Raw genomic sequence first — 25,201 nt, 5'->3', positions numbered from 1 at the left:
CTCCTCGTCCTGGCGGTGCGGTGGGCGCTACGGCGGTGGAGCGGCCCTGACGTGGGGATACGTGCGGATTCTAGGAGACGTGCGGGGACGGCACGAGGTCGGTCCAGCGTACGGCGGGCCGGGGCGGCGACGGATCTCCGGTCGCGCCGCCCCGGCCCCGTCGCGGCTACTTCTCGGTGACGCCCGCCGAGTCGAACGTCGCCACCTCGTGCATCGCCCGCGCGGTGCTCTGCACCATCGGCAGGGCCAGCAGCGCGCCGGTGCCCTCGCCGAGGCGGAGGTCGAGGTCGACCAGGGGGCGCAGGCCCAGCTTGTTCAGGGCGGCGACATGGCCGGGCTCGGCGCTGCGGTGGCCCGCGATGCAGGCCGCGAGGACCTCGGGGGCGATGGCGCGGGCCACCAGGGCGGCGGCGCCGGCGCTGACGCCGTCCAGCAGCACGGGGGTCCGCAGGGAGGCGCCGCCGAGCAGCAGACCGACCATGGCGGCGTGCTCGAAGCCGCCGACCGCGGCGAGCACGCCGATGGGGTCGGCCGGGTCCGGCTGGTGGAGTTCCAGCGCGCGGCGGACGACCTCGGTCTTGCGGGCCAGCGTCTCGTCGTTGATGCCGGTGCCGCGACCGGTGACCTCGGCCGGGTCCGCACCGGTGAAGACGGAGATCAGCGCGGCGGACGCGGTGGTGTTCGCGATACCCATCTCACCGGTGAGCAGGGCCTTGTTGCCGGCCGCGACCAGGTCGCGGGCGGTCTCGATGCCGACCTCGATGGCCTGCTTGGCCTCCTCGCGGGTCATCGCGGGGCCGGTGGTCATGTCGGAGGTGCCCGCGCGGACCTTGCGGGGCAGCAGACCGGGGGTGGCGGGCAGGTCGGTGGCGACACCGACGTCCACGACGCACACCTCGGCGCCGACCTGGGTGGCGAAGGCGTTGCAGACCGCTCCCCCACCGAGGAAGTTCGCCACCATCTGGGCGGTGACCTCCTGCGGCCAGGGCGTGACGCCCTGGGCGTGCACCCCGTGGTCGCCGGCGAAGACCGCGACGGCCGCGGGCTCCGGGATCGGCGGCGGGCACTGCCGGGACAGGCCGCAGAGCTGGGCGGAGATGATCTCCAGCATGCCGAGCGCGCCGGCCGGCTTGGTCATCCGCTTCTGCCGTTCCCAGGCCTCGCCGAGCGCCTTGGCGTCCAGCGGGCGGATCTGCGCGACGGTCTCGGCGAGCAGGTCGTGCGGCGCCTCGCCGGGCAGGGCGCGACGGCCGTACGTCTCCTCGTGCACCACCCAGGAGAGCGGGCGGCGCTTGGACCAGCCGGCCTGCATCAGCTCGGGCTCGTCCGGGAACTCGTCGACGTAGCCCACGCACAGGTAGGCGACGACGTCCAGGTGTTCGGGCAGGCCGAGGGCGCGGACCATCTCGCGCTCGTCGAAGAAGCTGACCCAGCCGACGCCGAGGCCCTCGGCGCGGGCGGCGAGCCAGAGGTTCTCGACCGCGAGGGCGGAGGAGTACGGGGCCATCTGCGGCTGGGTGTGCCGGCCCAGGGTGTGGCGGCCGCCGCGCGTCGGGTCGGCGGTGACGACGATGTTGACCGGGGTGTCGAGGATGGCCTCGATCTTCAGTTCCTTGAACTGCTTGGCCCGGCCCTTGGGGAGGGACTTGGCGTAGGCCTCCCGCTGACGCGTCGCCAGTTCGTGCATGGCACGCCGGGTGTCGGCGGAGCGGATGACGACGAAGTCCCAGGGCTGCGAGTGGCCGACGGAGGGCGCGGTGTGGGCGGCCTCCAGGACGCGCAGCAGCACCTCGTGCGGGATGGGGTCGCCGCGGAAGCCGTTGCGGATGTCGCGGCGTTCCCGCATGACCTTCAAAACGGCCTCGCGTTCGGCGTCGGCGTAGGCGGGGGCCGCCGGGCCGGTGGACTGGCGTGCTTCCGCCGTTGCGGCCGTGCTCACGTCGTGCGGGTCTTCCTGGTCTGCGGGGACGTCCGGGCGCGGCTGCGCGGCCGGTTCCGTGCGGGCCGCGTCGTCTTCCTGGTCGGCGCCGCGGGTGTCGAGGTCGTCGGCGTTCTGGGCGACGTCGGGGTCGGCCTCGCGCGGAGCGGGGACCGGGGTCGCCGAAGCGGGCACCTGGGCCTCCGCCGGGAGGACGAGGCCCTCGGGCGGCGTCGGCGCGAGCTGCGGGGTCGTGGGCACCTGGCCGCCGGCGACGGGCACGAACCCGGTCGGCGACTGGTCGGGATACGCGCCTTCGGGCTGCGCCGGGTGTCCGGGCTGCGCCGCGTGTTCGGGCTGCACCGCGTGTTCGGGCTGCACCGCGTGTTCGCCGGGCATGTCCGCGGGCTGCTCCGCGTAGGCGCCGGGCGCGTCTGCGGGCTGCTCAGGGTGAGGCACCGGTTCCGCGGCCACCGACGATGCACCCTCCGTCTCCACGGCTTCGGGCAGGGGCCGGGGCGCGTCCGCTTCCCACGTCGGGTCGGCTTCCGGCAGGGACCGGGGCCCCTGAGCCGGCTGCGGGTCGACCGGGTCGGCCTGGAGGACCGGCGCGACCGGGGCGGCGGGCTCGGGGGCAACGGGTTCGGCAGCCGGGGCGGCGGCCAGGACGTCCGACGCGGTCCCTGTCTCCGGCGCGGCCTCGGTGACGGCCTCGGTGGCCGGCGCGGCCACGGCGCCGGGGAGGACGTCCGACGGCGGGGCGACAGCCGGCGGCACGGCCTGCGCGTCCGGTTCCGGGTGCGTCGCCGTGGGCTGGACGTCCGGTCGGGGCGGCTCGGGCTGTGCGGACTGCTCGGGTAGCGAAGGCGGTTCGGGCTGCGCGGACGGCTCCTGTACGGGGTCCGGCTGCTCGGCGGAGGTCGGCGCCTCCGGCAGCTGCTGGGCCTCGGCGGACGGTTCGGCCACCGCGAACTCGGGACCGGCCGCCTCGGACGCCTGGGCATCCTCATGGGCGTCGGACGCGTCGGATGCCTGGACGCCCGGCGCCTCGGGGGCCTCGGGGGCCTCGGGGGCCTCGGGGGCCTCGGCTAGGAGGGTGCCCTGCGGCTCATGCTGCTCATGCGTCACGGTCGGCTCGACGGCCTGGACCGTCGCCTGGGGCTCGGCGGCCTGGGACGCCTCGGGTTCCCCGGCCGCCGGCTGCTCGGCGACGGCCTGGAAGGGCTCGGCGGGCGGAGCGGGCTGGACGGTGTCGTCGGCACCGGGCACGGGTGCCGCGTCCGGCTCGCCCACCTGCACGGCCTCGACCTGTACCGCCTCGCCCTGCGTCGCCTCGACCTCCGGGGCCGAGGGAGCGGTGACGGCCGGGTCGGCCGCGGGCACCGAAGCCTCCGTCGGAACGGACCCCTCACCGGCCGCTGCGTCGGCGACCGCCTCCGGAACACCGGCACCGGGGGCCGGGGCCGACGGGCCGTCCGGCACCTCGCTACCCGCCACCGCGTCGCCACCGTCGGAGGGTCCGGGCACAACCCCGGGCACGGCGTCGCCCCGGACGTCGGCGACGATCTCCCCGTCCGGCCCGGTCTCCCCGGTCGGCGCAGCGAGCTCGGCGGGTTCGGCGGACTCGTCCGTGATGCCCGGCTCCCCCGTCGCCCCGCCCGTCGCCGCCACGGCCTCCGTCGCCACGCGGGTCACGAGCGCCTGCGCGGCACCCACCGGCTCACGCTCCTGCTCCGGTACCGGAACAACCGTTTCCGCATGCATCGCCCCGGCCTCCGCCGGGGTCCCCGGCGTCTGCGGAGCCGCCTGCGCGGCCCAGGGCGCCGCGCCTTGCGGGGGCATCGCGACGGGCTGCGGCACGTCGAGGTACTCGGGGCCGGCGGTCGGCGGCCCGGCGTGCCGTACCGGGACGTCGGCGGGGCCGCGGTCGGCGAGGGAACGGACCGGGCTCGCCGAGGTGTCGGGGATCGGCGGACCGAGGTGCAGGGGCCTGCGCGGCGGAGCCGGGGCGGACGCGGACTCCTGGGCCGGATCGGGCAGACGGACTCCGCCGAGGTCGACCGAGCCGCTGTCGCGGCCGGACATCTCGTGCGGTCCCGGCTGGTGCACGGTCTCGACGACCGGCTCCGGCGCGGGCGGCGCGACCTCGTTGCCCCAGGCGCTCTGCGCGCCCGGCAACAGCAGGAGGTCCTCGTCCTCGGCGGTGGTCTCGGAGAGGTAGGTGTACGCGCCGGGCGCGGGGACGCCCGGCTGGTCCACCATGCCTGCGTTCTCCGGCAGCCCCTCGCCCGGGATCTGGCCGGTGTCGGTCATGCGTAACCCCTCGCCCATCGGTTAGTGCTTCTACGACCAGCTCGCCCGGGACGGCGCACCGACCGCCCCCACAGTGGAGAACGAGCGTGCGTGCCCAGCGGCACGAACGACCCGCCGGAAATGACGACAAAGCCACTGAGTGGCATTGTCGCGGTCGTTCCCCCGTCACGACAGCTTGATCCGCGACGGCCCGCTGTGGACTGCGCCACGTTGCGCGTCCCTCGGTTCTGCCGTACCACACCCCGCCCGGAACAGACGGGTTTTCAGTGACTTCGACCGACGAAGTGCCGGGTGTCCCACTGCGGTACAACAGTCCGCCAGCCTACCCCGCGAGGTATGACAACCCGATCACGGGGCGCGGTGCCGGGCGGTCCCGCCCGGCACCGTTCAACGGGGCGCTTCGCGCCGCTGGATCTCCCCGCTGAGCAGGAACACCACGCTCCGCTCCGTCTCCGTCCAGGACTGCGTGTCGAGCCCGATGGACTGCAGCAGGGCGCACTCGACCCGGTAGCCGTGCTCCTTCAGGTTCCTGCCCACGAGTTCGGCCGCGTCGCGGGTCGCGGCGTGCGCCACGATGCGCTGCGGTCGCCGGTCGGCGACGGCGGAGACCACGGCCGCTCCCCCGCCACCGACGCGGACGACGTCCGGCTCGGGGAGGTCCTCCAGGACGTGCGGAGCGGTGCCGTGCACGGTCTGGACCTGGACGCCGAAGTGCCGTGCGGCGGCCTCGGTCCGGGCGCAGGCGTCCGGGTCGCGGTCCACGGCGATGACGGCGGCGCCCCCGCGGGCGGCATCCGTGGCGAAGGCGCCGCCGCCGCAGCCGATGTCCCACACCAGGTCGCCGAGGCGAGGTCCGAGCCGGGCGAGTTGGGCGGTGCGGATCAGGTCGCTCTCGCCCTCTCCCGGTTCACCGCCGTATGCCTCGGCGGGCAGCGACCAGCCGCGCGGCCCGGCGGCGGGATCGCGTCCGGCGATCCACCCGGTGCCGTCGGTCGGGGCGCCCGGCCCGAGCGCCCCGCCGGCGACGATGACGACGTTCGGGTCGCGCCAGGTGTGGTCGGCGGCCTTCTCGGAGGTGACGACGGTGACCTGTTCGCGCGTGGTACCGAGTTCCTCGCAGATGACGAAGGTGCGGTGGATGCCCTCCATCAGCAGACCGAGTTCGGCCGGCCCGGCACCCGGGGAGGTGAGAACGGCGACCTTGGTGTGCGCTCGGCATACGTTCACCGCGCGTCGCAGGGTACGGGGGTGGGCGACGACCACATGGGCGTCGTCCCAGGGCATGCCGGCGCGCGCGAAGGCGGTGGCCACGGAGGAGACCGCGGGGACGACTTCGACCTCGAGGCCGAACTCGGGAGCGCGCAGGGTGCGTACGACGCCGAAGAAGCCCGGGTCGCCGTCGGCGAGGACGACCGCCGTGCCGCGGTGGGCGGCGATGCGGCGGGCGGCGAGGGCGGCGCTGCCGAGGCGGATGCGTTCGGCGGCGGGCGGTACCTCGGGAAGTGCCAGGTGGTGGGAGGCACCGGCCACCAGTGTGGCGGCTCCCAGTGCGGAGCGTGCCGCGGCGGTCAGTGGCGAACCGTCCCAGCCGATCACCGTGACCCGGTCGGCCATCGTCGTCAGTCTCCAGGTTTCGCAGGTCGTGTCGCGGAGCCGTTCGCGGGCGCGCCCCGTGAGGGTACCCGGTGCGGCCTCGGGACGGGGTCGTGCCGGGCTGTCGGGGCCCTGTGGATCAGTTCCAGTCCGTGAACCCGGTGAAACCGTTCTCGTCCGCCAGTTGTCCGGCGGTGCCCTCGATGTCCTCCGGCAGCAGGCTCCACACGATGAAATCGGTGCGTACGTCCGTCCAGACGTCCCCGTCGGTACGGACGCGGGCTATGCAGGCGTTGCGCAGCACGCCCTCGCTGATGCAGCCGATCTTCTGGGCGACCTGCTGGGAGGCGGTGTTGTCGGCGGCGGTGCGCAGCTCGACGCGTTCGAACTTCTGGTCGCCGAAGAGCCATTGGGTGGTGGCGAGCGCCGCCTCCGAGGCGTAGCCCTCCCCCCGGGCCCAGGGGGCGACGATGTAGGACAGTTCGGTCGACCGTACGTGCCAGTCGGTGTTGGTCAGCCGGACGGTGCCCACCAGGCGCTGGGTGAGGAACTCGGTGACGGCGAGGTCGAGTCCCCGGCCCGCCGCGCGTTCCGCGGGGACGTGCTCGGCGATCCAGGTGCGGGCGGTGCGCTCGGTGTAGGGCTGGGGCACGTGGGTCCAGGCGGCGACCTGCTCGTCGTTCATCATGGCGGCGAGGGCGGGGACGTCGTCCTCGTCGAGGGGGCGCAGCACCAACCGCTCCGTGCTGATGGAGATGTTGGGGAAGGTGCTCGTCATGCGCCGCTCCGTAACCTGTGGAACCGTCGGGGCCTACTCGAACTGCCCAGCATGCAGCATGTGAGCACGCAACCGCACCACGGGGTCCGCTCCGGTGGAGGGACCCCGTGGTGTGCGGCGGGAGGATCAGAAGGTCGGGAGCACGGACCCGGCGTAGTTGTCCTCGATGAACTTCTTGACCTCGGGCGAGGTGAGGAGCTTGGCGAGCTTCTTCACGCGCGGGTCGTCCTCCTGACCCTCCTTGACGACGAGGAGGTTGACGTTCGGGTTGTCCTCGGCGGACTCCAGGACGAGGGCGTCCTTCGCGGGCTTGAGGTCGGCCTCGAGGGCGTAGTTGCCGTTGATGACCGCCGCGTCGACGTCACCCAGGGAGCGGGGGGTCTGGGCCGCCTCCAGCTCCTTGAACTTGAGGTTCTTCGGGTTCTTGGTGATGTCGGCGGGAGTGGCCGAGTTGCCCGCGCCGTCCTTGAGGGTGACCAGGCCCTCCGAGGCGAGCAGCTGCAGGGCGCGGGCCTCGGTGACGGTGTCGTTGGGAAGGGCGATCGTCGCGCCGTTCTTCAGGTCGTCGACCTTGTCGGCCTTCTCGGAGTAGAGGCCGAGCGGCTCCAGGTGCACCGAGGCGAGGGACTTCAGGTGGGTGCCGTTCTTCTTGTTGAAGTCCTCGAGGTAGGGCTCGGTCTGGAAGTAGTTGGCGCCCACCGAGCCGTCCTCCGTCGCCGTGTTCGGCGTGACGTAGTCGGTGAACTCCTTGACCTCCAGGTCGAGGCCCTCCTTCTCCGCCAGGTTGTCCTTGACGTAGTTGAGGATCTCGGCGTGCGGTACGGGCGTCGCGGCGACGACCAGCGGGCCGGAGGTGTCGGAGGCGGAGTCCTTGTCCGAGCCGCAGGCGGAGAGGCCGAGGGTGAGGGCTCCGGCGGCGAGGACAGCGGTGGTGATCTTGGCAGTGTTACGCACGAAAAGTGCCTTTCCTGAGGTGGTGCGACCCGTCACGGGTGGAACGGGGGGTCTTGGGGGGCGGCGGGGCGGGCGGGTCACGCCGCCTTGCTCACGTCGGCCGCCGCGGGCTCCTTGGCCCGGAGCAGCCGGAGGCGGGGCCCGGCGCCCCCGCGTCCGCCGCGGCGGTGCAGGGCGCGGGCCGCGGCGTCGCCGGCGAACTGGATGAGCGAGATGACGACGGCGAGGAGCGCGACGGTGATCCACATCAGGCCGGTCTCGAAGCGCTGGTAGCCGTAGCGGACGGCGAGGTCGCCGAGGCCGCCGCCGCCGACGGTGCCGGCCATGGCGGAGTAGCCGATGAGGGCGATGACCGTGGTGGTGGTGCTCGCGATCAGTGACGGGAGCGCCTCGGGGACCAGGACCTTGCGGACGATGGTCCAGGTGTTGCCGCCCATGGCCTGGACGGCCTCGACGAGACCGCCGTCGACCTCGCGGACGGCCGTCTCGACCAGCCGCGCGAAGAACGGGATGCCGCCGATGGCGAGCGGCACGATCGCGGCCTCGCTGCCAATGGTCGTGCCGGTGATCCAGCGGGTGAAGTTCATCAGGGCGACCATGAGGATGATGAACGGCAGCGAGCGGCCGATGTTCACGATCTGGCCGATGACCTTGTTCACCACGGTGTTCTGCAGCAGGCCGCCCTTGTCGGTCAGCACCAGCAGGATGCCCAGCGGGAGTCCGCCGACGACGGCGATCAGGGTCGACCAGCCGACCATGACCAGGGTCTCGCGACAGGCCTGCTCCAGCAGGGGCTGCATCTCGGACCAGGTCACTTGGCACCTTCCTTCACCAGCAGCGGCTGGTCCTCGTTCACCGTGTCGCCGTCGGGGGTGTCGGCGTTCACCACGTCGATCTGGAGTCCCTGTTCGCGCAGGAAGCCGACGGGTACGACGTTGTCCTCGTAGCGGCCGGGCAGTTCGATGCGCATCCGGCCGACCTGGAGGCCGCCGACGGTGTCGATGGCGGCGCCGAGGATCGAGATGTCGATGTTGTAGGTGCGGGAGAGCTGGGAGATGACGGGCTGGGTGGCGGCCTCGCCGTGGAAGGTGACGTCCAGGACGGTGCGGTCGTCCGCGGACGCCTCGCCGCCGACCGGGAAGAGCGCGGCGGCCAGTTCGGAGCCCGGGGTGGCGAGCAGGTCGCCGACGGTGCCGGACTCCACGATCCGGCCCCGGTCCATGAGGGCGGCCGAGTCGCAGACGCGCTTGACGACGTCCATCTCGTGGGTGATGAGCAGGACGGTCAGACCGAGCTGCTGGTTGAGGTCGCGCAGCAGCTGGAGGATGGAGCGGGTGGTCTCCGGGTCGAGGGCGCTGGTCGCCTCGTCGGAGAGCAGGACCTTGGGGTCGCCGGCCAGGGCGCGGGCGATGCCGACGCGCTGCTTCTGGCCGCCGGAGAGCTGGGCCGGGTAGGCCTTGGCCTTGTCGGCGAGACCGACGAGGTCGAGCAGCTCCAGTGCCTTGCGGGAACGTTCCTGCCCGGACTTGCCGAGGATCTCCAGCGGCAGTTCGACGTTGTCCTGCACGGTCCGGGTGGAGAGCAGGTTGAAGTGCTGGAAGACCATGCCGATCCGGCTGCGGGCCTCCCGCAGTTCCCGGCCGGCGCGCGGGCCGCGGCCGGCGAGCGCGGTGAGGTCCTGGCCCGCGACGGTGACCGTGCCGGCGGTGGGGCGCTCCAGGAGGTTGACGCAGCGGATGAGCGAGGACTTGCCGGCGCCGGACTGGCCGATGACGCCGTACACCTCTCCCTCGCGGACGTGCAGGTCGACGCCGTCCAGGGCGGTGACCTCGCGGCCGCGGGAGCGGTAGACCTTCGTGAGGCCCGATGTGGTGATCACGTGGGTTTCCGTCACTGTCGAGTGCGCGGCGCGGTGGTGGGTGCCGGCACGGGGCGTGTTTCTTCGGAGTTCAGGGGGTCCATCGGAACGCGGCATGGTTCTCGCGGTGGCGATGCGCGGTGGTGGAGCCGGGGAGAAACGTGTGCGCGGGGCGTGGCTCGGCCGGGTGCGGGGACGCGGTGGCGGCCGTGAGCGGGCGCTCGCTTCGGGGCGCGAGGCTCAGGTGGTGCAGGGGCCCTCTAGAAGGCGCACATTCGACACGTACAACGAGCACCGGGCGTCATCGTCGCCTCGGTCGCAGGGGTGCGGTCGCTCGTCGTGCTCATGCGATCAGTAAAGCAGACGTGCGGTCCCGCCCGGACGCCGCTGTCCGGATGCTGGACAGCGATGGACGGTGAGCGGACGCGCCGGGCGCGGTTCAGTTCCGTACGGAGATGTCGATTCCTCCGTCGGTGACCAGTACCGACAAGGCCGACAGGTCGGGGACCACGAGGTCGGCGTCGAGCTCGTCGGCGCGGTGGGTTGTGGCCAACGCCACGGTCGTCATGCCGGCGGCGCGGCCGGCCTGGAGTCCGGCGGGGGCGTCCTCGAAGACGACGCAGGCGGCCGGGTCCACGCCGAGGGCGCGGGCGCCGAGCAGGTAGGGCTCGGGGTCGGGCTTGCCGCGGGTGATGTCGTCGGCGGCGACCAGCGTCTTGGGGAGGATGCCGACGGCACCGAGCCGGGCCTCGGCGAGCCGCCGGGTGGCCGAGGTGACGACGGCCCAGCGGTCGGCGGGCAGCGCGGCGAGGAGGTCCCGGGTACCGGGCAGCAGGTGCACGCCGCCGTCCGGCACGTCCTCGACCTCCAGCTGTTCGATCCGCACGACGGCCTGCGGCACCACGTCGGCGGGGAGCAGGTCCGCGGCTATCTCCGCGGCCGGCCGCCCGTGCAGCTCGACCCGCCCGAACTGCTCCGCCGTGATCCCGTACTCACCGGCCCACCGCGTCCAGCAGCGGCGCACGGAGTCGAGGGTGGAGACGAGGGTGCCGTCGTTGTCGAACAGGAGGGCCTGTGCGTGGAGGTGCATGCCCTCGACCCTACGGGGAGGCCGGGTGTTGCCGTCCCCCCGCCCGGGCCCGCCGCGGCGCCGGGGCGGGCCCGGGCGCGGCGAGGCTTTTCGGGCGTAATAGGGTCGCTGCCATGCTTGACGTCCTGACGCTGGTGACCGGCGTCGCCGCGCTGCTGCTCGCCGCCTGGTGCGGCTGGGCCGCCTACCGTGACCAGCCGACGAAGGACTGGCACTTCATCGGCATGGCCGTGGTCACCCTGCTGGCGCTGATCCAGCTGGTGGTCGGGATCGTGCTCCTGGCGCGGGGCGAGGAGCCGGAACAGGGCACGACGATCTTCGTGGCGTATCTGCTGGGTTCCTTCGCCTGCGTGCCGGCGGCGGGCTTCATGTCGCTGGCCGAGCGCACCCGCTGGGGCTCGGTGACGGTCGCCGCGGGCGGGGTCGTCCTCGCCGTCCTCCAGGTGCGGCTGTACGACATCTGGGGAGGCTGACATGGCGGCGACGGAGCGACAGCGGGACGGGAAGCGGCTGATCGGCGGGCCCGGCATCCTGCTGGTGTGGCTGTACGGGGTGATGGTGGTCGGCGCCGTGTCGCGGTCCGCGTACCAGATCGCGACCGAGTTCGACCGGGCCCCGCTCCCCTACACGCTGTCGGCGATCGCGGGTGTCGTCTACGGCTTCATCACCTACACCCTGGTGCGCGGCGGCGAGACGGCCCGCCGGGTGGCGCTGGTGTGCTGCGCCGCGGAGCTGGTGGGTGTGCTCGCGGTCGGCACCTGGACGCTGGTGGAGCCGTCCGCCTTCCCCGACGCGACGGTGTGGTCGGACTTCGGGATGGGGTACCTGTTCATCCCGGTGCTCCTGCCCCTGTCGGCACTGTTCTGGCTGCGCCGGGCCCGCGCCGCCTAGCGACCGGGCCCGGCGGTGGCCGGTGCCTCAGGCCGTCGTCACGTACGCGCCGGCCGGCTTCTCCAGGATGATCATGGGAACGCCGTCCGCGCCCTGCGCGGTCCCGACCGTCTCGTAGCCGACCCGCCGGTACAGCCGCAGGTTGCTCTCGCTGCGCCCGGTGTGCAGGCGGAAGCGCTTGGCGCCCCGCTCCCCGGCGAGTGCCGACTCGGCCGCGCGCAGCAGCCGGGCACCGATGCCGTGTCCCTGCAGCCGGGGGTGGACGCACAACGTGCCGATGGACGCGGCCCCGTCCTCGGTCACCCTGCCGCGCACCGATCCGACGACCTCGTCGCCGAGCCGCGCGACGAAGACGCAGTCGGCGCCGACCTCCTCGCGCACGGAGTCGAGGGTCTGGACGAGCGGGTCGATGCGGTAGTTGCCGTGCAGCGCCGCCTCGCCCTGGAAGCAGAGGTACTGCAGCCGGAAGATCTGCTCGGCATCCTGCTCGGTCGCCGCCGAGATGGTCACGCTCATGCCCATGTGCGCATGCCTCCCGCTCACCTGATCAGTTGTGGTCCCCCACTCCTATCCCCGTCCTCAGCGGGCCGCAACCTCCGGTGCCAGCAGCCGTCGCAGACATCCGAGACATCGGGAACGTTCCGGACCGAGGCTGCCCTGTGAGATACCCAACTCGCCCGCGATCTCGCGGTAGGTGAGGTCCCTGGGCGACAACAGTGCCTCCAGCAGCCGGGGGCAGCGGCCGGGCAGCCGGCGCACGGCCTCGCGCAGGGCTCGGTGGCGTGCCGCGCTGAGCGCGAGCTGCTCGGGTTCCTGCTCGGCGGCGACGGCGGGTTCGGTCGCGTAGGGGCGCTCGTCGCGGCGGATGCGGCGGGTGCGGCGGGCCTCGCTGCGGACGGCGCTGCGCAGCCAGCGGTGGGGGTCGGGGGGCGGTCCGTCGGCCTCCAGGTGTTCCAGCAGGCGCAGCCAGACCGCCTGTTCGAGGTCGCCAGCCTCGGCCCCGGACGCATGGGCCTCGGCCGAGGCCTCGGCGGTGAGCAGCGGACGCAGGGCGGCGACCAGGTCGGATGTCATATGCAGGTCGACGCGGCCGCCCGGGCGGCGGGTTGCCCGGGCGGCCGAAGCTCACCCCAACCGGGGTCTCACGCGTGACCGTTGACGAAGTCCTCGCGGGCCAGGACGCCCGTGTCCGGGTGGTCGGTGAAGACACCGTCGATGCCGGTCGCGAAGTAGGTCCGGAAAGCGGCGAAGACGTCGCCGTAGGCGTCGGGGTCGCCGCCCTTGCGGAAGTCCGCGGGGAGGAAGGGGTTCTCGTTGCGCATCGTGTACGGGTGCAGGATCAGGCCCGCCCGGTGCGCGTCGCGGACGAGCGTGGTCGGCTCGGTGAGCCGGCCGGCGGAGTCCTTCGGGATGATCAGGTCGAGGGTCGGGCCGATGCCCTGCGCGTAGCCGGCGATCTCCTTCAGGCCCTTCGGCGTGACGAGGTCGGCCGTCGTACGCGGGTCGCCGGTCTTCACGAAGTCCCAGGGCCGGCTGTTCGCGCCGGACAGCAGGACGGCGAGGGGGTTGCCGACGAGCCTGTTCATCCGCTGGATGCTGGTGGGCTCGAAGGACTGGATGATGACGGGCGAGTTCTTCCCGTCCTTGCCGTACTTGCGCAGCAGCCGTGCGAGGCGCTCCTCGGTGCCGAGGCCCAGCTCCCGGAAGTAGGTGGGGTGCTTCAGCTCGGGATAGATCCACACCTGCCTGCCGCGCCTGCGGGTCTGCTCGTTCTGCCAGCGCAGCACCTCCTCGAAGGTGGGGATCTCCCAGCGGCCGTCGTAGAGGGTGTTGTGCGGGCGGTTGGCGGGGATGCGTTCGGTCGCGCGCAGCGTCTTGAGTTCGGCGAGCGTGAAGTCCTCGGTGAACCAGCCGGTGGTGGAGACGCCGTCGAGCAGCTTGGTGCGCTTGCGGTCGGCGAACTCGGGGTGGTCGGCGACGTCCGTGGTGCCGCCGATCTCCGGCTCGTGCCGGCAGACGAGATGACCGTCCCTGGTGGGGACCAGGTCTCCGGCCTCGACGATGTCGGCGCCCATGTCGAGGGCGAGGTCGTAGGCGCCGAAGGTGTGCTCGGGCCGGTATCCGCTGGCGCCGCGGTGACCGATGACGGTCGGGACCGGCAGGCTCTTCACGCCGCCGCCGTGACCTCCGCCGTGCCGGGGGTCGGCGGCTCTCGCCGTGCCGGACAGGCCGAGTACGGCTCCGCCCGCGCCGAGCACCGCCGCTCCGAGGAGCGCCCTGCGTCCGGTGCCGCCCGTCCGTTCGTCCGAGTCCTGCGTTCCCATGGGGCCCTCCTGCCGTCGACCGTCAGTGCGGGCCGATCGTAGGGGCGCGTACATGACCAACGGGAGACCGCGGCCGGAACACGCGGGTGCGTGAGGATGTCGCATGGGCGTGGAGGTACCGGTGGGGCGCGATGTCTGACGTCTCGTCGGCTTCGGGGCGGCGGAGCGGGGTACGCGGTCGGTGGCCGCGGTCGTCAGGGCGCCATGGGACGAGCCGTGGCCGGAGAAGGGGTCGGCGGCCCGGCTCCGGCGGCGCGCCTCGCGCAGTCCGCGCGTCGCGTGTGTTTCGATCCGGGCCGTGCCCGGACCCCCCGGCGGACCGGCGACGCCGGTCCCCGCGGACCGGGACGGTGACGGTGACGGCGGTACGACGACACGGAGCACGGTGGGAGAGACGAGGACCGGCGCGGGATTCCGCACCCGCGGACGCGACCTGCCTCACACTCCCGTCGCCGCGTCGCGCCCGCCCGACGCCGTCGCACCGCAGGTGAACGCACGTCAACACCGTGTAAGACCCGCATGACCCGACGTGCGCGACCCCCTCGGCCGCGAGTAATGTCCTCACCTGCACAGACACATACCGCATCCCCGACACCGGAGGACCCGTTGTCCCGCTTCGCGCTCATCAAGGCAGTGCTCGGACCGATCATGCGCCTGATGTTCCGCCCACGGGTGGAGGGCGTGGAGAACATCCCGGGCGACGGTCCGGTGATCCTGGCCGGCAACCACCTCACCTTCATCGACTCGATGATCCTCCCGCTCGTCTGCGACCGGCAGGTCTTCTTCATCGGCAAGGACGAGTACGTCACCGGCAAGGGCTTCAAGGGCCGGTTGATGGCCTGGTTCTTCACCGGCGTCGGCATGATCCCGGTGGACCGCGACGGTGGCCGGGGCGGTGTCGCCGCGCTCATGACCGGGCGCCGGGTGCTGGACGAGGGGCGGGTCTTCGGCATCTACCCCGAGGGCACCCGCTCCCCCGACGGCCGCCTCTACCGGGGCCGCACCGGCATCGCGCGCCTCACGCTGATGACGGGCGCCCCCGTGGTGCCGTTCGCCATGATCGGCACCGACAAGCTCCAGCCGGGCGGCGCGGGTCTGCCCCGGCCGGGCAGGGTCACGGTCCGCTTCGGCGAGGCGATGGAGTTCTCCCGCTACGAGGGGATGGACCGCGACCGCTACGTCCTGCGGGCCGTCACCGACTCCGTGATGACCGAGGTCATGCAGCTGTCCGGCCAGGAGTACGTGGACATGTACGCGAGCAAGGCCAAGGCGGCGTAGGCCGCGCGGCGCGAGGACGGAGAACGGCGGGTCGCTCGGTGAGCGGCCCGCCGTTCCGTGTGCGACGGCTTGGGGAGCGGAGCGGGGCGACGCCTGGTCCGGCAGGGCGCCCGGGCGGCCCTCGGTGGCGCCCTGCCCGGTGTGGCGGCGGAGGGCCGTCGTCGCCGTCGCGCGGACGCCGCCGGGCCGGTCCGTGCACCAGCGTCCTGGTCACCCCCCTGCCCGAGGGGCCCCGCGCCGCTCTCTCCCGGTGCGGCCGGACGGCCCCGCGGTACGGGCGACGGACGACCGCGGGGAAGGACGGTGCCCTCCCCCGCGGTCGTCCGTCGCCGCCGTGCGGTCGCCGGGCCGCCGGCTCTCCTCACCTGCCGGCGGTCAGGGGTGTTCCACCCCGTCCTCCAGGCGCTGACCCCGCAGCAGGAACCAGGAGGCCGCCGCGGCGGCCAGGAGGACGGCCGCGCCCACGCCCGTCGCGAGGGTCAGGCCGTCGACGAAGGCCTGGCGGGCGGCGTTCAGCAGGACGTCCGCCGAGGGGGCGGGGAGGCCGGACGCGATCTCCACCGCGCCGCCCAGCGACTCGTGGGCCGCCTCCGGCGTGCCGGCCGGGCCGGAGAAGTCGCGGTAGACGCCGGTCACGATCGAGCCGAGCACCGCGATACCGAGGGCGGCACCGAGTTCGTACGCCGTCTCCGAGACCGCCGAGGCGGAGCCCGCCTGCTCCTTGGGCACGCTGGACAGGATCACGTCGGCGGTGACGGTGAACGAGAATCCGGCGCCGACGCCGACGACGAGCAGGGCCGCGCCCAGCAGGGGGTAGCCGGTGTGCTGGCCGACGAAACTCAGCGCGGCGAGCGAGAGGCCGACGGCGGCGAGGCCGCCGGAGACCACGGCGCGGACCGAGAAGCGCCGGGCCGCCCGCCCGGCGAGCAGGCCCGCCACGACCGCGCCGACGGCGGCCGGCAGTTCGGCCAGCCCCGCCTCGAACGGCCGCCTGCCCTGGACCAGTTGCAGGTACTGGGAGAGGAAGAACACCACGCCGGAGAGCCCGAGGATGGTCAGCAGGTCGGCCAGCACCGCGCCGCTGAAGCCGCGGCTGCGGAACAGCCGCATGTCGAGCAGCGGGACCGGCATGGTCAGCTGGCGGCGGACGAAGCCGTGGAGGGCGGCGGCGCCCAGCAGGCCCGCGGCGAGCGTGGCCCAGGCGAAGCCGTGCGCGGCGGCCTCCTTCACGGCGTAGACGACACCGACCATGCCGACCAGGGAGAGGACGACGCTGACCATGTCCCAGGGGCCCGGGTTCGGGTTGCGGGACTCGGGCAGCAGCTTGATGCCGACGACGACCAGGACGGCCATCACGGGCAGGTTGATCAGGAACACCGAGCCCCACCAGAAGTGCTCCAGCAGGAACCCGCCGACGACCGGACCGACCGCGGCGCCGGCCGAGGCCGCCGCGCCCCAGACGCCGACGGCCAGGCTGCGTTCGCGCGGGTCGTGGAAGAGGTTGCGGATCAGTGCGAGGGTGGCGGGCATCAGGGTGGCGCCCGCGACGCCGAGCAGGGCCCGGGCGACGATCATCAGCTCGGGCGTGGACGCGTAGGCGTTGAGCACCGATACCGCGCCGAAGGCCGTGGCGCCGATGAGCAGGATGCGCTTGCGTCCGATGCGGTCGCCGAGGCTGCCCATGGAGACGAGCAGGCCGGCGATGACGAAGGAGTAGACGTCGCCTATCCAGAGCAACTGCGTGCTGGAGGGCGCCAGGTCCTCGCTGATGTAGGGGGTCGCGAGACCGAGGACGGTCGCGTCGACGGCCACCAGCAGTACGGCCAGGACGAGGACGGCCAGCGCGAGCCAGCGGCCGGGGCGCTTCACCGCCTCGGTGGTCTGCGCCGACTGCAGGGTGCGGGTCATGTTCACTCTCTCCGAAGTGCGCCGCCGAGCAGCAGCTCGACGATCATGTGGGTGAAGTCGTTGCGGGCCACGCGGCCCTCGGCCACGGCCCAGGCGCCGGCCCCGAGCAGCCCGTAGAGGGCCTCGGTGAGCCAGGCCGGGGACAGGTCGATGCGGAACTCGCCGTCCTCCTGGCCGCGGCGGAAGACCGCCGCCATCCGGGCGTCGATGTGGGCCCAGCCCTCGTTCTGCTCCTCGCCCTCGAACAGCTGGTTCTCGGTGTAGAGGAAGCCCAGCAGGCCGGCGGCCGGTTCGATCTCGCGCACCAGCCGGCGCACCGCGTCGGCCGCCGGACCCTCGTCCAGACGGGCGGCGTCCAGGGCGGCCTCGCACTCGGCGATGCCGAGCGATTCCAGCGCGCGGACGAGGGCGTCACGGCCCGCGAAGTGCCGGTGCAGCGTGGCCCGGCTGAGACCGGCGGCCCTGGCGACCTCGTCCATGGTCGCGGTGGACTTGCGGGTCAGCAGGGCCGCGGCGCTGCGCAGTACCTGTTCTCGATCAACGGCCATGAGACAACGATAACCCACATGAGACATGTCTGTCTCATGCTGGGCATGCGTGACTCACCTCTCGGGGCACGCGCCGACGCGGCTCAGTGCCAGGGGAGCTGTCCGCGCCTCTCCCAGTAGGCCTCCGGCGTCTCGACCAGCGCGCCGAGGCGCGCCACCTGGTCGTCGTCCAGGTCGACCACGGCGGCGTGCAGGTTGGAGCCGAGCTGGTTGACGGTCGCGGCTCCGGAGAGGACGACGCCGGCCCAGGGCTGCCGGAGGACCAGCGCGAGGGCGACCGCGTCGCAGCCCAGGGTGGTCTCCTCCGCCACGGCCTTCAGCGCGCCGGGCGCGTGGGGCTCCGCGAGGCGGCCGTTGGCCATGCCCTCCTTGACGATCACGGTCAGCCCCGCCTCGTGGGCCTCGGCCAGCGCGGGCCCGGCGGAGGTCTCCAGCACGTTGTACGTCGACTGCACGGTACGGAAGAGGGGCTCGCCGTCGACGGTCACGGCGAGCGCGGCCCTGATGGCGTCGGCCTGGGCGGGACCGCTGGTGGAGAAGCCCACGGTGACACCGCGCGCGGCGGCCTCGGCCAGCTTCGCGTGCAGGTCCTTGTCGGTCAGCGCCGGGCTGTCGGGGGTCAGCGAGTGGATCTGGTAGAGGTCGAGCCGGTCGCCGAGCAGGGCGTCGGTCTCGCCCCACTGGCGCTCGTACGTCGCGACGCCGTGGTCCTTGACCTCGTGCCGCTCGGCCTCGGCCGACCAGTCGGCGGTGTACGTGTAGCCCCACTTGCTGCCGACGACCACGTCGTCGATGTCGGGACGGTCGCGCAGCCAGCCGGCCAGGAACTCCTCCGAGCGCCCGTAGGAACGGGCCGCGTCGAAGTACCGCACGCCCTGCGCGTAGGCCGCGTCGAGGAGGTCGTGGGTGCGCTCGCGCATCGCCTCGACGCTGCGGTCGGGCGGCAGGTCCCGGTCGCGTCCGAGGGTGATGTAGCCGGGGCGGCCGACGGCGGCGAGGCCCAGCCCGATGTGAAAGGTGGGGGTCGTCGCGGTGGCGAGGCGGGCGAAGGGCATCGCGGGCTCCGTTCGGTCGACTGCCGGCAGCTGAGGACCAACGTAACCGCGATGCCCTCCGGTCACACGGGCGACTACCGCTTCGCGTTCGCCCACTCGTGCTGCGCGGCCACGTCCGCCTTCACCTCGGCGAGCTGGACGGCGACCGCGCTGGGCGCGGTTCCGCCGCGGCCGTTGCGGGAGGCGAGGGCGCCGGGGACGTCGAGGACGGTGCGCACCTCGGGGGTGAGGTGGGCGGAGATCTTCGCGAACTGCTCGTCGGTCAGCTCGTCCAGCTCCTTGCCCTCGGCCTCGGCGGCCTTCACGCACTCGCCGGCCACCTCGTGCGCGACCCGGAAGGGCACGCCCTGGCGGACCAGCCACTCGGCGATGTCCGTAGCGAGCGAGAAGCCGGCCGGGGCCAGCTCCTCCATCCGCTCGCGGTGCACGGTGAGGGTGGCCATCATGCCGGTGAAGGCGGGGAGCAGGATCTCCAGCTGGTCGATGGAGTCGAAGACCGGCTCCTTGTCCTCCTGGAGGTCGCGGTTGTAGGCGAGCGGGAGGGCCTTGAGGGTGGCCATCAGGCCCGTCAGGTTGCCGATGAGACGGCCCGACTTGCCCCGGGCCAGCTCGGCGATGTCCGGGTTCTTCTTCTGCGGCATGATCGACGAACCGGTGGAGAAGGCGTCGTGCAGGGTCACGAAGGAGAACTCCTTCGTGTTCCAGATGATGATCTCCTCGGCGATCCGGGAGACGTTGACGCCGATCATCGCGGTGATGAAGGCGAACTCCGCGACGAAGTCGCGGGAGGCCGTGCCGTCGATGGAGTTGCCGGCGCTGCCGCGCTCGAAGCCGAGGTCCGCGGCGACCGCCTCCGGGTCCAGGCCGAGGCTGCTGCCCGCGAGCGCCCCGGAGCCGTACGGCGAGACGGCCGTGCGCTCGTCCCACTGCCGCAGCCGCTCCGCGTCCCGGCCGAGGGCCTGGACATGGGCGAGGACGTGGTGGGCGAAGAGCACCGGCTGGGCGTGCTGGAGGTGGGTGCGGCCGGGCATCGCCACGTCCGGGTGGGCCTCGGCGAGGCCGACCAGCGCGTCCTGGAGGTCGGCGATCAGACCGCCCACGGTCCGGGCGTGGTCGCGCAGGTACATGCGGAAGAGGGTCGCCACCTGGTCGTTGCGCGAACGGCCGGCGCGGAGCTTGCCCCCGAGGTCGGGGCCGAGGCGCTCCAGCAGGCCGCGTTCCAGGGCGGTGTGCACGTCCTCGTCGGCGATGGTGCCGACGAAGGAACCGTCGGCGACGTCCGCCTCCAGCCGGTCCAGTCCCCCGATCATCCGGCTCAGCTCGTCCTCGGTGAGCAGGCCCGCCTTGTGCAGCACGCGCGCGTGGGCACGCGAGCCGGCGATGTCGTAGGGCGCGAGCCGCCAGTCGAAGTGGACGGACGCGGACAGCTTGGCCAGGGCCTCGGCGGGACCGTCGGCGAAACGCCCGCCCCAGAGCCGTACGTCACCGCTGTTGCTGCTCACCTGTGTCGCTCCTCACCGTACGGACGCTTGCTATGCATGAGTATGCAGAGGTCTGCATGTTTCGTCAATCTCGTCGGCGGGCGGGACGGGACGGGCCCGCGTCCGGATAATCGTTAGACATGGGAAAGACTTACGCACGCATAGACGGCAGGCTCCGCTCCTTCATCGAGGCACAGCCCGTCTTCTTCACCGCCACCGCCCCCCTGTCGGGCGACGGCACGGTCAATCTCTCCCCCAAGGGCCTCACCGGCAGCTTCGCGGTGCTCGACGAACACACCGTGGCCTACCTCGACTTCGCCGGTTCCAACGCCGAGACCGTCGCCCACCTGCGCGAGAACGGGCGGATCACCCTGATGTGGTGCGCCTTCCAGGGCCCGCCGAACATCGTCCGGGTGCACGGCCGCGGCGAGCCGGTCTTCCGCGACGACCCCCGCTTCCCGGAGCTCCTCGGCCACTTCCCGGACATCGACACCTCCGCGCACGGGCTGCGCGCCGTCATCGTCGTGACCGCCGAACTCGTCCGCGACACCTGCGGGTACGCCGTCCCCTTCATGGCCTACGAGGCGGACCGCGACCTGCACGGCAAGCGGTTCGCCCGGGAGGACGACGCCTCGCTCAGCGAGTACTTCACCAAGAAGGAGCACGTGGCGACCAGCCTGGACGGCCTTCCCGGGCTGCCGTTGCCGCTGCCCCCGTCTACCGTCTGAGCCATGCGCCCCGGTGTCGTCGCCGCCCTCCTGTCCGCCTCGCTCCTCGTCCTCGGTGCCGCGCCCGCCGGCGGGTCCGGGTCCCGGCCGCTCCCGGCCCGGATGGCGGACACCGGCGGCGGCACCCAGCTGATCACCGCGGTCGCGCCGGACCCCGGCTCGACCACGGGCCGGGTCACCTGGTGGGACCGCAGGGGCGCCGGGGACGGCCGATGGGTGAGGGCCGGGTCCGCTCCCGCCCGCTTCGGGGCCAACGGACTGACCGACGGGGCGACGCGCGCACAGGGCACGAACACCACCCCGACCGGGCTGTACGACCTGCCGTACGCCTTCGGCATCCGGGCGGCGCCGCGCGGGACGGCGTACCGGTACCGGGCGGTGCGCGCGGACTCCTGGTGGTGCCAGGACAACGACGCGCGCGCCTACAACCGCTGGACCCAGCCGCGCCCCGCCGACTGCCGCGCCACCGAGGCCGAGCACCTGATCACCTACCGGGCGCAGTACGCGCACGCCCTGGTCATCGGCTTCAACTACGAGCGCCCGGTGCGCGGACGCGGCGCGGGCATCTTCCTGCACGTGAACGGGGAGGGGGCGACCGCCGGCTGCGTGTCGGTGCCCGCGGAGGCGATGCGGCGAATCCTGCGGTGGGCCGACCCGGCGGCCGCGCCGCACATCGCGATCGGGACCTCGGGCGGGGCGACGGCGATCACGCGCTACTGAACGGCGGCAGGAGTACCGCGACGGCGTGAACGCTCGGCCGGCGCGGCGCGTATGTGTGGGCCAAGGGCCACGTCCCCCGGAGGAACCCACCGTGACCACCACGCTCGCCGGCGGCCGTGCCGCACGCCGTCAGACGATGCGGCGCATCCGTCCGCGCCGCTCCCCCGCCGTCCCCCTGCTGCTCGCCGTGTGGGCGGGCGCGGCGGGCGTGTTGTGGCTGTGGTGGCGCAACACGCCCGCCATCTCCGACGACGCCGGCCGGATCATGAACGCCGGCCGGATCACCGGACTGCTCGCCGGGTACCTGATGGCACTGGTGGTGCTCCAGATGGCCCGCGTACCGGCCCTGGAGCGGCGGGTGGGGTCCGACCGGGTCGCCCGCTGGCACGCCATGACCGGCCGGTACACGCTCTGCCTGGTCCTCGCCCACATCTTCCTGATCATGTGGGGGTACGCCGTCCAGTCCGGCAGGGGCCTCGGCGGCATCGTCCAGCAGACGGTCGACTCCGTGACCCAGCTCCCGGACCTGGGCAAGGCCGCCATCGGCACCGGCCTGCTGGTGCTCGTCGGACTGTCGTCCGTGGGCTCCGTGCGCCGCCGCATCCCGTACGAGGCCTGGTACCACGTGCATCTGCTCACCTACGTGGCCGTGTTCCTGGTCTTCTGGCACCAGCTGACCACCGGCAACGACTTCGCCGTCGAGCCGGTCGCGAAGACCGTCTGGTACGCGCTGTACGGGTCGGTGACCGCGCTCGTGCTCTGGTACCGCTTCCTGACCCCGCTGCGGCTCAACCTGCGGCACCGGATGCGGGTCGAGGCGGTCATCGAGGAGACGCCCGGCATCGTGTCGGTGCTGATCGGCGGGCGCCGCCTGCACCGGATGGGCGCGGAGGCCGGGCAGTTCTTCCGCTGGCGGTTCCGGGCGCCGGGAATGCGGTTCAGCTCGCACCCGTACTCGCTGTCGGCGGCGCCGCGCCCGGACATGCTGCGGATCACGGTGAAGGCGATCGGCGACCACAGCGCCCGGCTGCGGGAACTGGAGCCCGGGACCCGGGTGTGGGCGGAGGGTCCGTACGGCGCCCTGACCGCCCAGCGCCGCAGCCGGGGCAAGGTGCTGCTGGTGGCGGGCGGGGTGGGGATCACCCCGATGCGGGCGCTGTTCGAGACGCTGCCCGGCGCGTCCGGGGACATCACCCTGCTCTACCGGGCCAACAGCACCCAGGACCTGGCGCTGTGGGACGAGCTGGCCGGGATCGCCGACGAGCGCGGGGCCCGGCTGATGTACGCGGTCAACAGCCCGGACGGGGAGCGTCCGGACATCTCCGCGGAGACCCTCAGCCGCAAGATCCCGGACGTCGAACGCCACGACGTCTTCCTGTGCGGACCGCCCGGCTTCGCCCAGTCGGTGTACGAGGCACTGCGCGGCGCGGGGGTCCCCGCCCGCCGTATCCACCACGAGTCGTTCGAGATGTGAGCGACGGACGTCAGGAGTCCAGGACAGATGAGGAAGAGCCACCCCGTCCGGCGCGCCGTGCTCGCCGGCGCCGCGACGGTGTCCGGGATCGTGCTGCTGCTGTCGCTGAAACCGGCGTCCGACCCGGGCGCCGCCTCGGCGGCGGGCGGTGCCCCGCCGGCTGCCGCGCAGTCCCCGCAGGGCGGCCGGGGCGCGGGGTCCGGCACGGTCACGGGTGACGCGGTCCGTACCGAGTACGGGCCCGTGCAGGTCCGGGTCACGGTCAGCGGCGGGCGCGTCACCGCGGCGGAGGCCGTGCAGGCCCCCAGGGGCGGACGCAGCGACCAGGTCACCGCCGACGCCGTACCCCGCCTCAACCAGGCAGCCGTCGCCGCCGGCAACGCCGACATCGACGCCGTCTCCGGCGCCACCTACACCAGCGCCGGCTACCAGCGGTCCCTCCAGTCGGCGCTCGACAAGGCGGCCGCGGGGTCCGCCGAGGGCGGTCCGGGCGGGCAGGACTCCGGCGGTGCGGACCGGGAAGCCCTGACCCTCACGGGTTCCGTCGCGCAGACCCAGTACGGGCCCGTGCAGGTCCGGGTCACCGTCAGCGGCGGGCGCGTCACCGCGGCGGAGGCCCTCCAGGCACCCAGGGGCGGACGCAGCGACCAGGTCACCGCCGACGCCGTACCCCGCCTCAACCAGGCAGCCGTCGCCGCCGGCAACGCCGACATCGACGCCGTCTCCGGCGCCACCTACACCAGCGCCGGCTACCGGCAGTCCCTCCAGTCGGCACTGGACCGGGCCGGTGGCTGACACCGTGACCGGGTCCGCTCAGGCTCCCGCCGCGGTGCGTCACGTGGAGGAGGCGATGGGGACCGTCTTCTCCTTCGACGTCCGCGGCGGGGAACCCGCGGCGGTCCGGGCAGCGCTGGACGCGGCGGTCGCGGGGCTGCACCGGGTGGACGAGGTGTTCAGCACCTACCGGGCCGACAGCCAGGTCTCGCGGCTGGCCCGCGGGGAGCTGACCGTCGGCGCGTGCGTGCCCGAGGTGGCCGAGGTGCTGGAGCTGGCCGTGGAGGCGGAGCGGGTGAGCGACGGCTGGTTCAGCACGTCGTACCGGGGCCGCCTCGATCCCACCGGGATCGTCAAGGGCTGGGCCGTGGAGCGGGCCGCGCGGCGGATCGCGGCGGCCGGGGCGACGGGCGTGAACGTCAACGGGGGCGGGGACGTGCAGGTGCTCGGGGCCCCGGGCGCGGGGCGGCCGTGGCGGGTCGGGGTGGCGGACCCGCTGCGCCCGGGTGGGCTGGCGGCGGTCGTCTCCGCGGCGGCGGCGGCCGAGCTGGCCGTCGCGACGTCCGGTACGGCGGAGCGGGGCGCGCACATCGTCGATCCGCGCACGGGGCGCTCCGCGGTGACCGACCTGGTGTCGGTGACGGTGGTCGCCCCCCGGCTGACCTGGGCCGACTGCTGGGCGACGGCGGCCTTCGCGAGGGGGGCGCGGGAGGGGCTGCGCTGGCTGGAGTCCCTCGACGGGGTCGAGGCGCTGCTGGTGACCGCGGAGGACGAGGTCCGGTGCACGGGGGGCCTGGCGAGGTGGCTCGGCTGAGGCCACGGAGCGCCCCCGGGTGAGGCCCCTCGGGAGGGCGACTCGGGGAGCGTCTCAGCGGCGTGACCCCAACGCCCTCGGGGGCGCGGGGAAGTGCGCGACCAGCCACCCCCTGCCCGCACCCCGGACCCGACAGTCACCCCCGCCGCGGCGCAGCCCTCAGTGCCCGTTCTGAGCCAACCGCAGCAGATGGTCCGCGAGCGCCTGCCCACCCGTCGGCTCCCGGCTGATCAGCATCAGCGTGTCGTCGCCCGCGATCGTGCCCAGGATGTCGTGGAGTTCCGCCTGGTCGATCGCGGAGGCCAGGAACTGCGCCGCCCCCGGAGGGGTCCGCAGGACCACGAGGTTCGCCGACGCCTCCGCGGAGATCAGCAGCTCCGCGGAGAGCCGCCGCATCCGCTCCTCCTTCGCCGACTCCCCGAGCGGCGCCCGCGGGGTGCGGAAGCCGCCCTCGCTGGGCACCGCGTAGATGAGGTCGCCGTCGGTGTTGCGGATCTTCACCGCGTTCAGCTCGTCCAGGTCCCGGGAGAGCGTCGCCTGCGTGACGGTCAGCCCGTCGTCGGCGAGCAGTTTCGCGAGCTGGCTCTGCGAGCGCACCGCCTGCCGGTTGAGGATGTCCACGATCCGGCGGTGACGTGCGGTGCGGGTCTGCGGTACGGCAGCCCCACCGGTCTGCTCGTGCTCCTGCGCCTGGCTCATCGT

At 73.4% G+C, this 25,201-nt stretch carries 23 protein-coding genes; 8 read left to right on the top strand and 15 right to left on the bottom strand.

The features are described from left to right. Nucleotides 1–166 precede the first annotated feature (166 nt). The 7 genes from cobT to ACGF5T_RS16310 form a co-directional block, all read right to left on the bottom strand. Nucleotides 167–4,231, bottom strand: a complete 4,065-nt coding sequence (cobT, locus tag ACGF5T_RS16340; RefSeq protein ID WP_366768589.1) for a nicotinate-nucleotide--dimethylbenzimidazole phosphoribosyltransferase — start codon at nucleotides 4,229–4,231, stop codon at nucleotides 167–169. Nucleotides 4,232–4,618: 387 nt separating this feature from the next. Beyond that, nucleotides 4,619–5,845 (bottom strand): precorrin-6y C5,15-methyltransferase (decarboxylating) subunit CbiE, encoded by a 1,227-nt coding sequence (gene cbiE, locus ACGF5T_RS16335; protein ID WP_356605789.1) that lies wholly within the window; start codon nucleotides 5,843–5,845, stop codon nucleotides 4,619–4,621. Nucleotides 5,846–5,963: 118 nt separating this feature from the next. Then, nucleotides 5,964–6,602 (bottom strand): GNAT family N-acetyltransferase, encoded by a 639-nt coding sequence (locus tag ACGF5T_RS16330; RefSeq protein ID WP_356605791.1) that lies wholly within the window; start codon nucleotides 6,600–6,602, stop codon nucleotides 5,964–5,966. A 126-nt stretch (nucleotides 6,603–6,728) separates the two neighbouring features. Further along, nucleotides 6,729–7,556 (bottom strand): MetQ/NlpA family ABC transporter substrate-binding protein, encoded by an 828-nt coding sequence (locus ACGF5T_RS16325; RefSeq protein ID WP_356605793.1) that lies wholly within the window; start codon nucleotides 7,554–7,556, stop codon nucleotides 6,729–6,731. 77 nt (nucleotides 7,557–7,633) lie between these two features. Continuing rightward, nucleotides 7,634–8,371 carry a methionine ABC transporter permease gene (locus ACGF5T_RS16320; RefSeq protein ID WP_356605795.1) on the bottom strand — a complete coding sequence of 246 codons (738 nt, stop codon included), beginning with the start codon at nucleotides 8,369–8,371 and terminating at the stop codon, nucleotides 7,634–7,636. After that, nucleotides 8,368–9,435, bottom strand: a complete 1,068-nt coding sequence (locus ACGF5T_RS16315) for an ATP-binding cassette domain-containing protein (RefSeq protein ID WP_356605797.1) — start codon at nucleotides 9,433–9,435, stop codon at nucleotides 8,368–8,370. Before ACGF5T_RS16315 ends, ACGF5T_RS16320 begins: the two co-directional genes overlap by 4 nt. Nucleotides 9,436–9,853: 418 nt before the next feature. After that, nucleotides 9,854–10,504, bottom strand: coding sequence for an HAD family hydrolase (locus ACGF5T_RS16310; RefSeq protein ID WP_356605799.1), 651 nt, complete (start codon nucleotides 10,502–10,504; stop codon nucleotides 9,854–9,856). A 113-nt stretch (nucleotides 10,505–10,617) separates the two neighbouring features. On the opposite strand from ACGF5T_RS16310, the gene ACGF5T_RS16305 reads away from it, so the two are divergent. Then, entirely contained in the window at nucleotides 10,618–10,977 is a 360-nt protein-coding gene (locus ACGF5T_RS16305) for a hypothetical protein (RefSeq protein WP_356605801.1), read from the top strand. 1 nt (nucleotide 10,978) lies between these two features. Further along, entirely contained in the window at nucleotides 10,979–11,395 is a 417-nt protein-coding gene (locus tag ACGF5T_RS16300; RefSeq protein WP_356605803.1) for a hypothetical protein, read from the top strand. Between the two features lie 27 nt (nucleotides 11,396–11,422). Here ACGF5T_RS16300 and ACGF5T_RS16295 read toward each other — a convergent pair whose 3' ends face one another. From ACGF5T_RS16295 to ACGF5T_RS16285, 3 genes are all read right to left on the bottom strand, one after another. Then, complete coding sequence (locus tag ACGF5T_RS16295; protein ID WP_356605805.1) at nucleotides 11,423–11,917, bottom strand: GNAT family N-acetyltransferase; 495 nt, start codon at nucleotides 11,915–11,917, stop codon at nucleotides 11,423–11,425. A 57-nt stretch (nucleotides 11,918–11,974) separates the two neighbouring features. Further along, entirely contained in the window at nucleotides 11,975–12,469 is a 495-nt protein-coding gene (locus ACGF5T_RS16290) for a sigma-70 family RNA polymerase sigma factor (RefSeq protein WP_356605807.1), read from the bottom strand. Between the two features lie 68 nt (nucleotides 12,470–12,537). Continuing rightward, nucleotides 12,538–13,719, bottom strand: a complete 1,182-nt coding sequence (locus ACGF5T_RS16285; protein WP_366768588.1) for a glycerophosphodiester phosphodiesterase — start codon at nucleotides 13,717–13,719, stop codon at nucleotides 12,538–12,540. Nucleotides 13,720–14,325: 606 nt separating this feature from the next. Between ACGF5T_RS16285 and ACGF5T_RS16280 the strand changes: the two genes are divergently transcribed. Then, entirely contained in the window at nucleotides 14,326–14,997 is a 672-nt protein-coding gene (locus ACGF5T_RS16280; RefSeq protein WP_356605811.1) for a lysophospholipid acyltransferase family protein, read from the top strand. A 375-nt stretch (nucleotides 14,998–15,372) separates the two neighbouring features. Here the strand turns inward: ACGF5T_RS16280 and ACGF5T_RS16275 are convergent, their stop codons facing one another. From ACGF5T_RS16275 to argH, 4 genes are all read right to left on the bottom strand, one after another. Further along, a complete protein-coding gene (locus ACGF5T_RS16275; protein ID WP_356605813.1) occupies nucleotides 15,373–16,905 on the bottom strand; it encodes an MFS transporter in 1,533 nt (510 codons plus the stop codon). 2 nt (nucleotides 16,906–16,907) lie between these two features. Next, nucleotides 16,908–17,453 (bottom strand): helix-turn-helix domain-containing protein, encoded by a 546-nt coding sequence (locus ACGF5T_RS16270; RefSeq protein WP_356605815.1) that lies wholly within the window; start codon nucleotides 17,451–17,453, stop codon nucleotides 16,908–16,910. Nucleotides 17,454–17,536: 83 nt separating this feature from the next. After that, on the bottom strand, nucleotides 17,537–18,508 hold the full coding sequence (locus tag ACGF5T_RS16265; RefSeq protein ID WP_356605817.1) for an aldo/keto reductase: 972 nt from the start codon (nucleotides 18,506–18,508) through the stop codon (nucleotides 17,537–17,539). 74 nt (nucleotides 18,509–18,582) lie between these two features. After that, nucleotides 18,583–20,010 (bottom strand): argininosuccinate lyase, encoded by a 1,428-nt coding sequence (gene argH, locus ACGF5T_RS16260; protein ID WP_356605819.1) that lies wholly within the window; start codon nucleotides 20,008–20,010, stop codon nucleotides 18,583–18,585. Between the two features lie 119 nt (nucleotides 20,011–20,129). On the opposite strand from argH, the gene ACGF5T_RS16255 reads away from it, so the two are divergent. The 5 genes from ACGF5T_RS16255 (at nucleotide 20,130) to ACGF5T_RS16235 (ending at nucleotide 24,499) form a co-directional block, all read left to right on the top strand. Further along, entirely contained in the window at nucleotides 20,130–20,717 is a 588-nt protein-coding gene (locus ACGF5T_RS16255) for a pyridoxamine 5'-phosphate oxidase family protein (RefSeq protein WP_366768587.1), read from the top strand. A 3-nt stretch (nucleotides 20,718–20,720) separates the two neighbouring features. Beyond that, nucleotides 20,721–21,437, top strand: coding sequence for a L,D-transpeptidase family protein (locus ACGF5T_RS16250; RefSeq protein ID WP_356605823.1), 717 nt, complete (start codon nucleotides 20,721–20,723; stop codon nucleotides 21,435–21,437). Nucleotides 21,438–21,528: 91 nt separating this feature from the next. Then, nucleotides 21,529–22,911 (top strand): ferredoxin reductase family protein, encoded by a 1,383-nt coding sequence (locus ACGF5T_RS16245; protein ID WP_356605825.1) that lies wholly within the window; start codon nucleotides 21,529–21,531, stop codon nucleotides 22,909–22,911. 27 nt (nucleotides 22,912–22,938) lie between these two features. Continuing rightward, on the top strand, nucleotides 22,939–23,706 hold the full coding sequence (locus tag ACGF5T_RS16240; protein ID WP_366768586.1) for an FMN-binding protein: 768 nt from the start codon (nucleotides 22,939–22,941) through the stop codon (nucleotides 23,704–23,706). Between the two features lie 55 nt (nucleotides 23,707–23,761). Then, on the top strand, nucleotides 23,762–24,499 hold the full coding sequence (locus tag ACGF5T_RS16235; protein WP_356606203.1) for an FAD:protein FMN transferase: 738 nt from the start codon (nucleotides 23,762–23,764) through the stop codon (nucleotides 24,497–24,499). A 159-nt stretch (nucleotides 24,500–24,658) separates the two neighbouring features. On the opposite strand, the gene ACGF5T_RS16230 is transcribed toward ACGF5T_RS16235, so the two are convergent. Beyond that, entirely contained in the window at nucleotides 24,659–25,198 is a 540-nt protein-coding gene (locus ACGF5T_RS16230) for an arginine repressor (RefSeq protein ID WP_053128183.1), read from the bottom strand. Nucleotides 25,199–25,201: the final 3 nt, after the last annotated feature.

Source organism: Streptomyces sp. NPDC047853 (assembly GCF_043204535.1).
Taxonomy (GTDB): domain Bacteria; phylum Actinomycetota; class Actinomycetes; order Streptomycetales; family Streptomycetaceae; genus Streptomyces.
This window is presented reverse-complemented; position numbering and strand designations above follow the sequence as displayed.

Coding starts and splice junctions, on each gene's coding strand:
- cobT (WP_366768589.1), bottom strand. CDS start 4,231: ATGACCGACACCGGCCAGATCCCGGGCGAGGGGCTGCCGGAGAACGCA.
- cbiE (WP_356605789.1), bottom strand. CDS start 5,845: ATGGCCGACCGGGTCACGGTGATCGGCTGGGACGGTTCGCCACTGACC.
- ACGF5T_RS16330 (WP_356605791.1), bottom strand. CDS start 6,602: ATGACGAGCACCTTCCCCAACATCTCCATCAGCACGGAGCGGTTGGTG.
- ACGF5T_RS16310 (WP_356605799.1), bottom strand. CDS start 10,504: ATGCACCTCCACGCACAGGCCCTCCTGTTCGACAACGACGGCACCCTC.
- ACGF5T_RS16305 (WP_356605801.1), top strand. CDS start 10,618: ATGCTTGACGTCCTGACGCTGGTGACCGGCGTCGCCGCGCTGCTGCTC.
- ACGF5T_RS16300 (WP_356605803.1), top strand. CDS start 10,979: ATGGCGGCGACGGAGCGACAGCGGGACGGGAAGCGGCTGATCGGCGGG.
- ACGF5T_RS16295 (WP_356605805.1), bottom strand. CDS start 11,917: ATGGGCATGAGCGTGACCATCTCGGCGGCGACCGAGCAGGATGCCGAG.
- ACGF5T_RS16290 (WP_356605807.1), bottom strand. CDS start 12,469: ATGACATCCGACCTGGTCGCCGCCCTGCGTCCGCTGCTCACCGCCGAG.
- ACGF5T_RS16285 (WP_366768588.1), bottom strand. CDS start 13,719: ATGGGAACGCAGGACTCGGACGAACGGACGGGCGGCACCGGACGCAGG.
- ACGF5T_RS16275 (WP_356605813.1), bottom strand. CDS start 16,905: ATGACCCGCACCCTGCAGTCGGCGCAGACCACCGAGGCGGTGAAGCGC.
- ACGF5T_RS16270 (WP_356605815.1), bottom strand. CDS start 17,453: ATGGCCGTTGATCGAGAACAGGTACTGCGCAGCGCCGCGGCCCTGCTG.
- ACGF5T_RS16265 (WP_356605817.1), bottom strand. CDS start 18,508: ATGCCCTTCGCCCGCCTCGCCACCGCGACGACCCCCACCTTTCACATC.
- ACGF5T_RS16255 (WP_366768587.1), top strand. CDS start 20,130: ATGGGAAAGACTTACGCACGCATAGACGGCAGGCTCCGCTCCTTCATC.
- ACGF5T_RS16250 (WP_356605823.1), top strand. CDS start 20,721: ATGCGCCCCGGTGTCGTCGCCGCCCTCCTGTCCGCCTCGCTCCTCGTC.
- ACGF5T_RS16240 (WP_366768586.1), top strand. CDS start 22,939: ATGAGGAAGAGCCACCCCGTCCGGCGCGCCGTGCTCGCCGGCGCCGCG.
- ACGF5T_RS16235 (WP_356606203.1), top strand. CDS start 23,762: ATGGGGACCGTCTTCTCCTTCGACGTCCGCGGCGGGGAACCCGCGGCG.
- ACGF5T_RS16230 (WP_053128183.1), bottom strand. CDS start 25,198: ATGAGCCAGGCGCAGGAGCACGAGCAGACCGGTGGGGCTGCCGTACCG.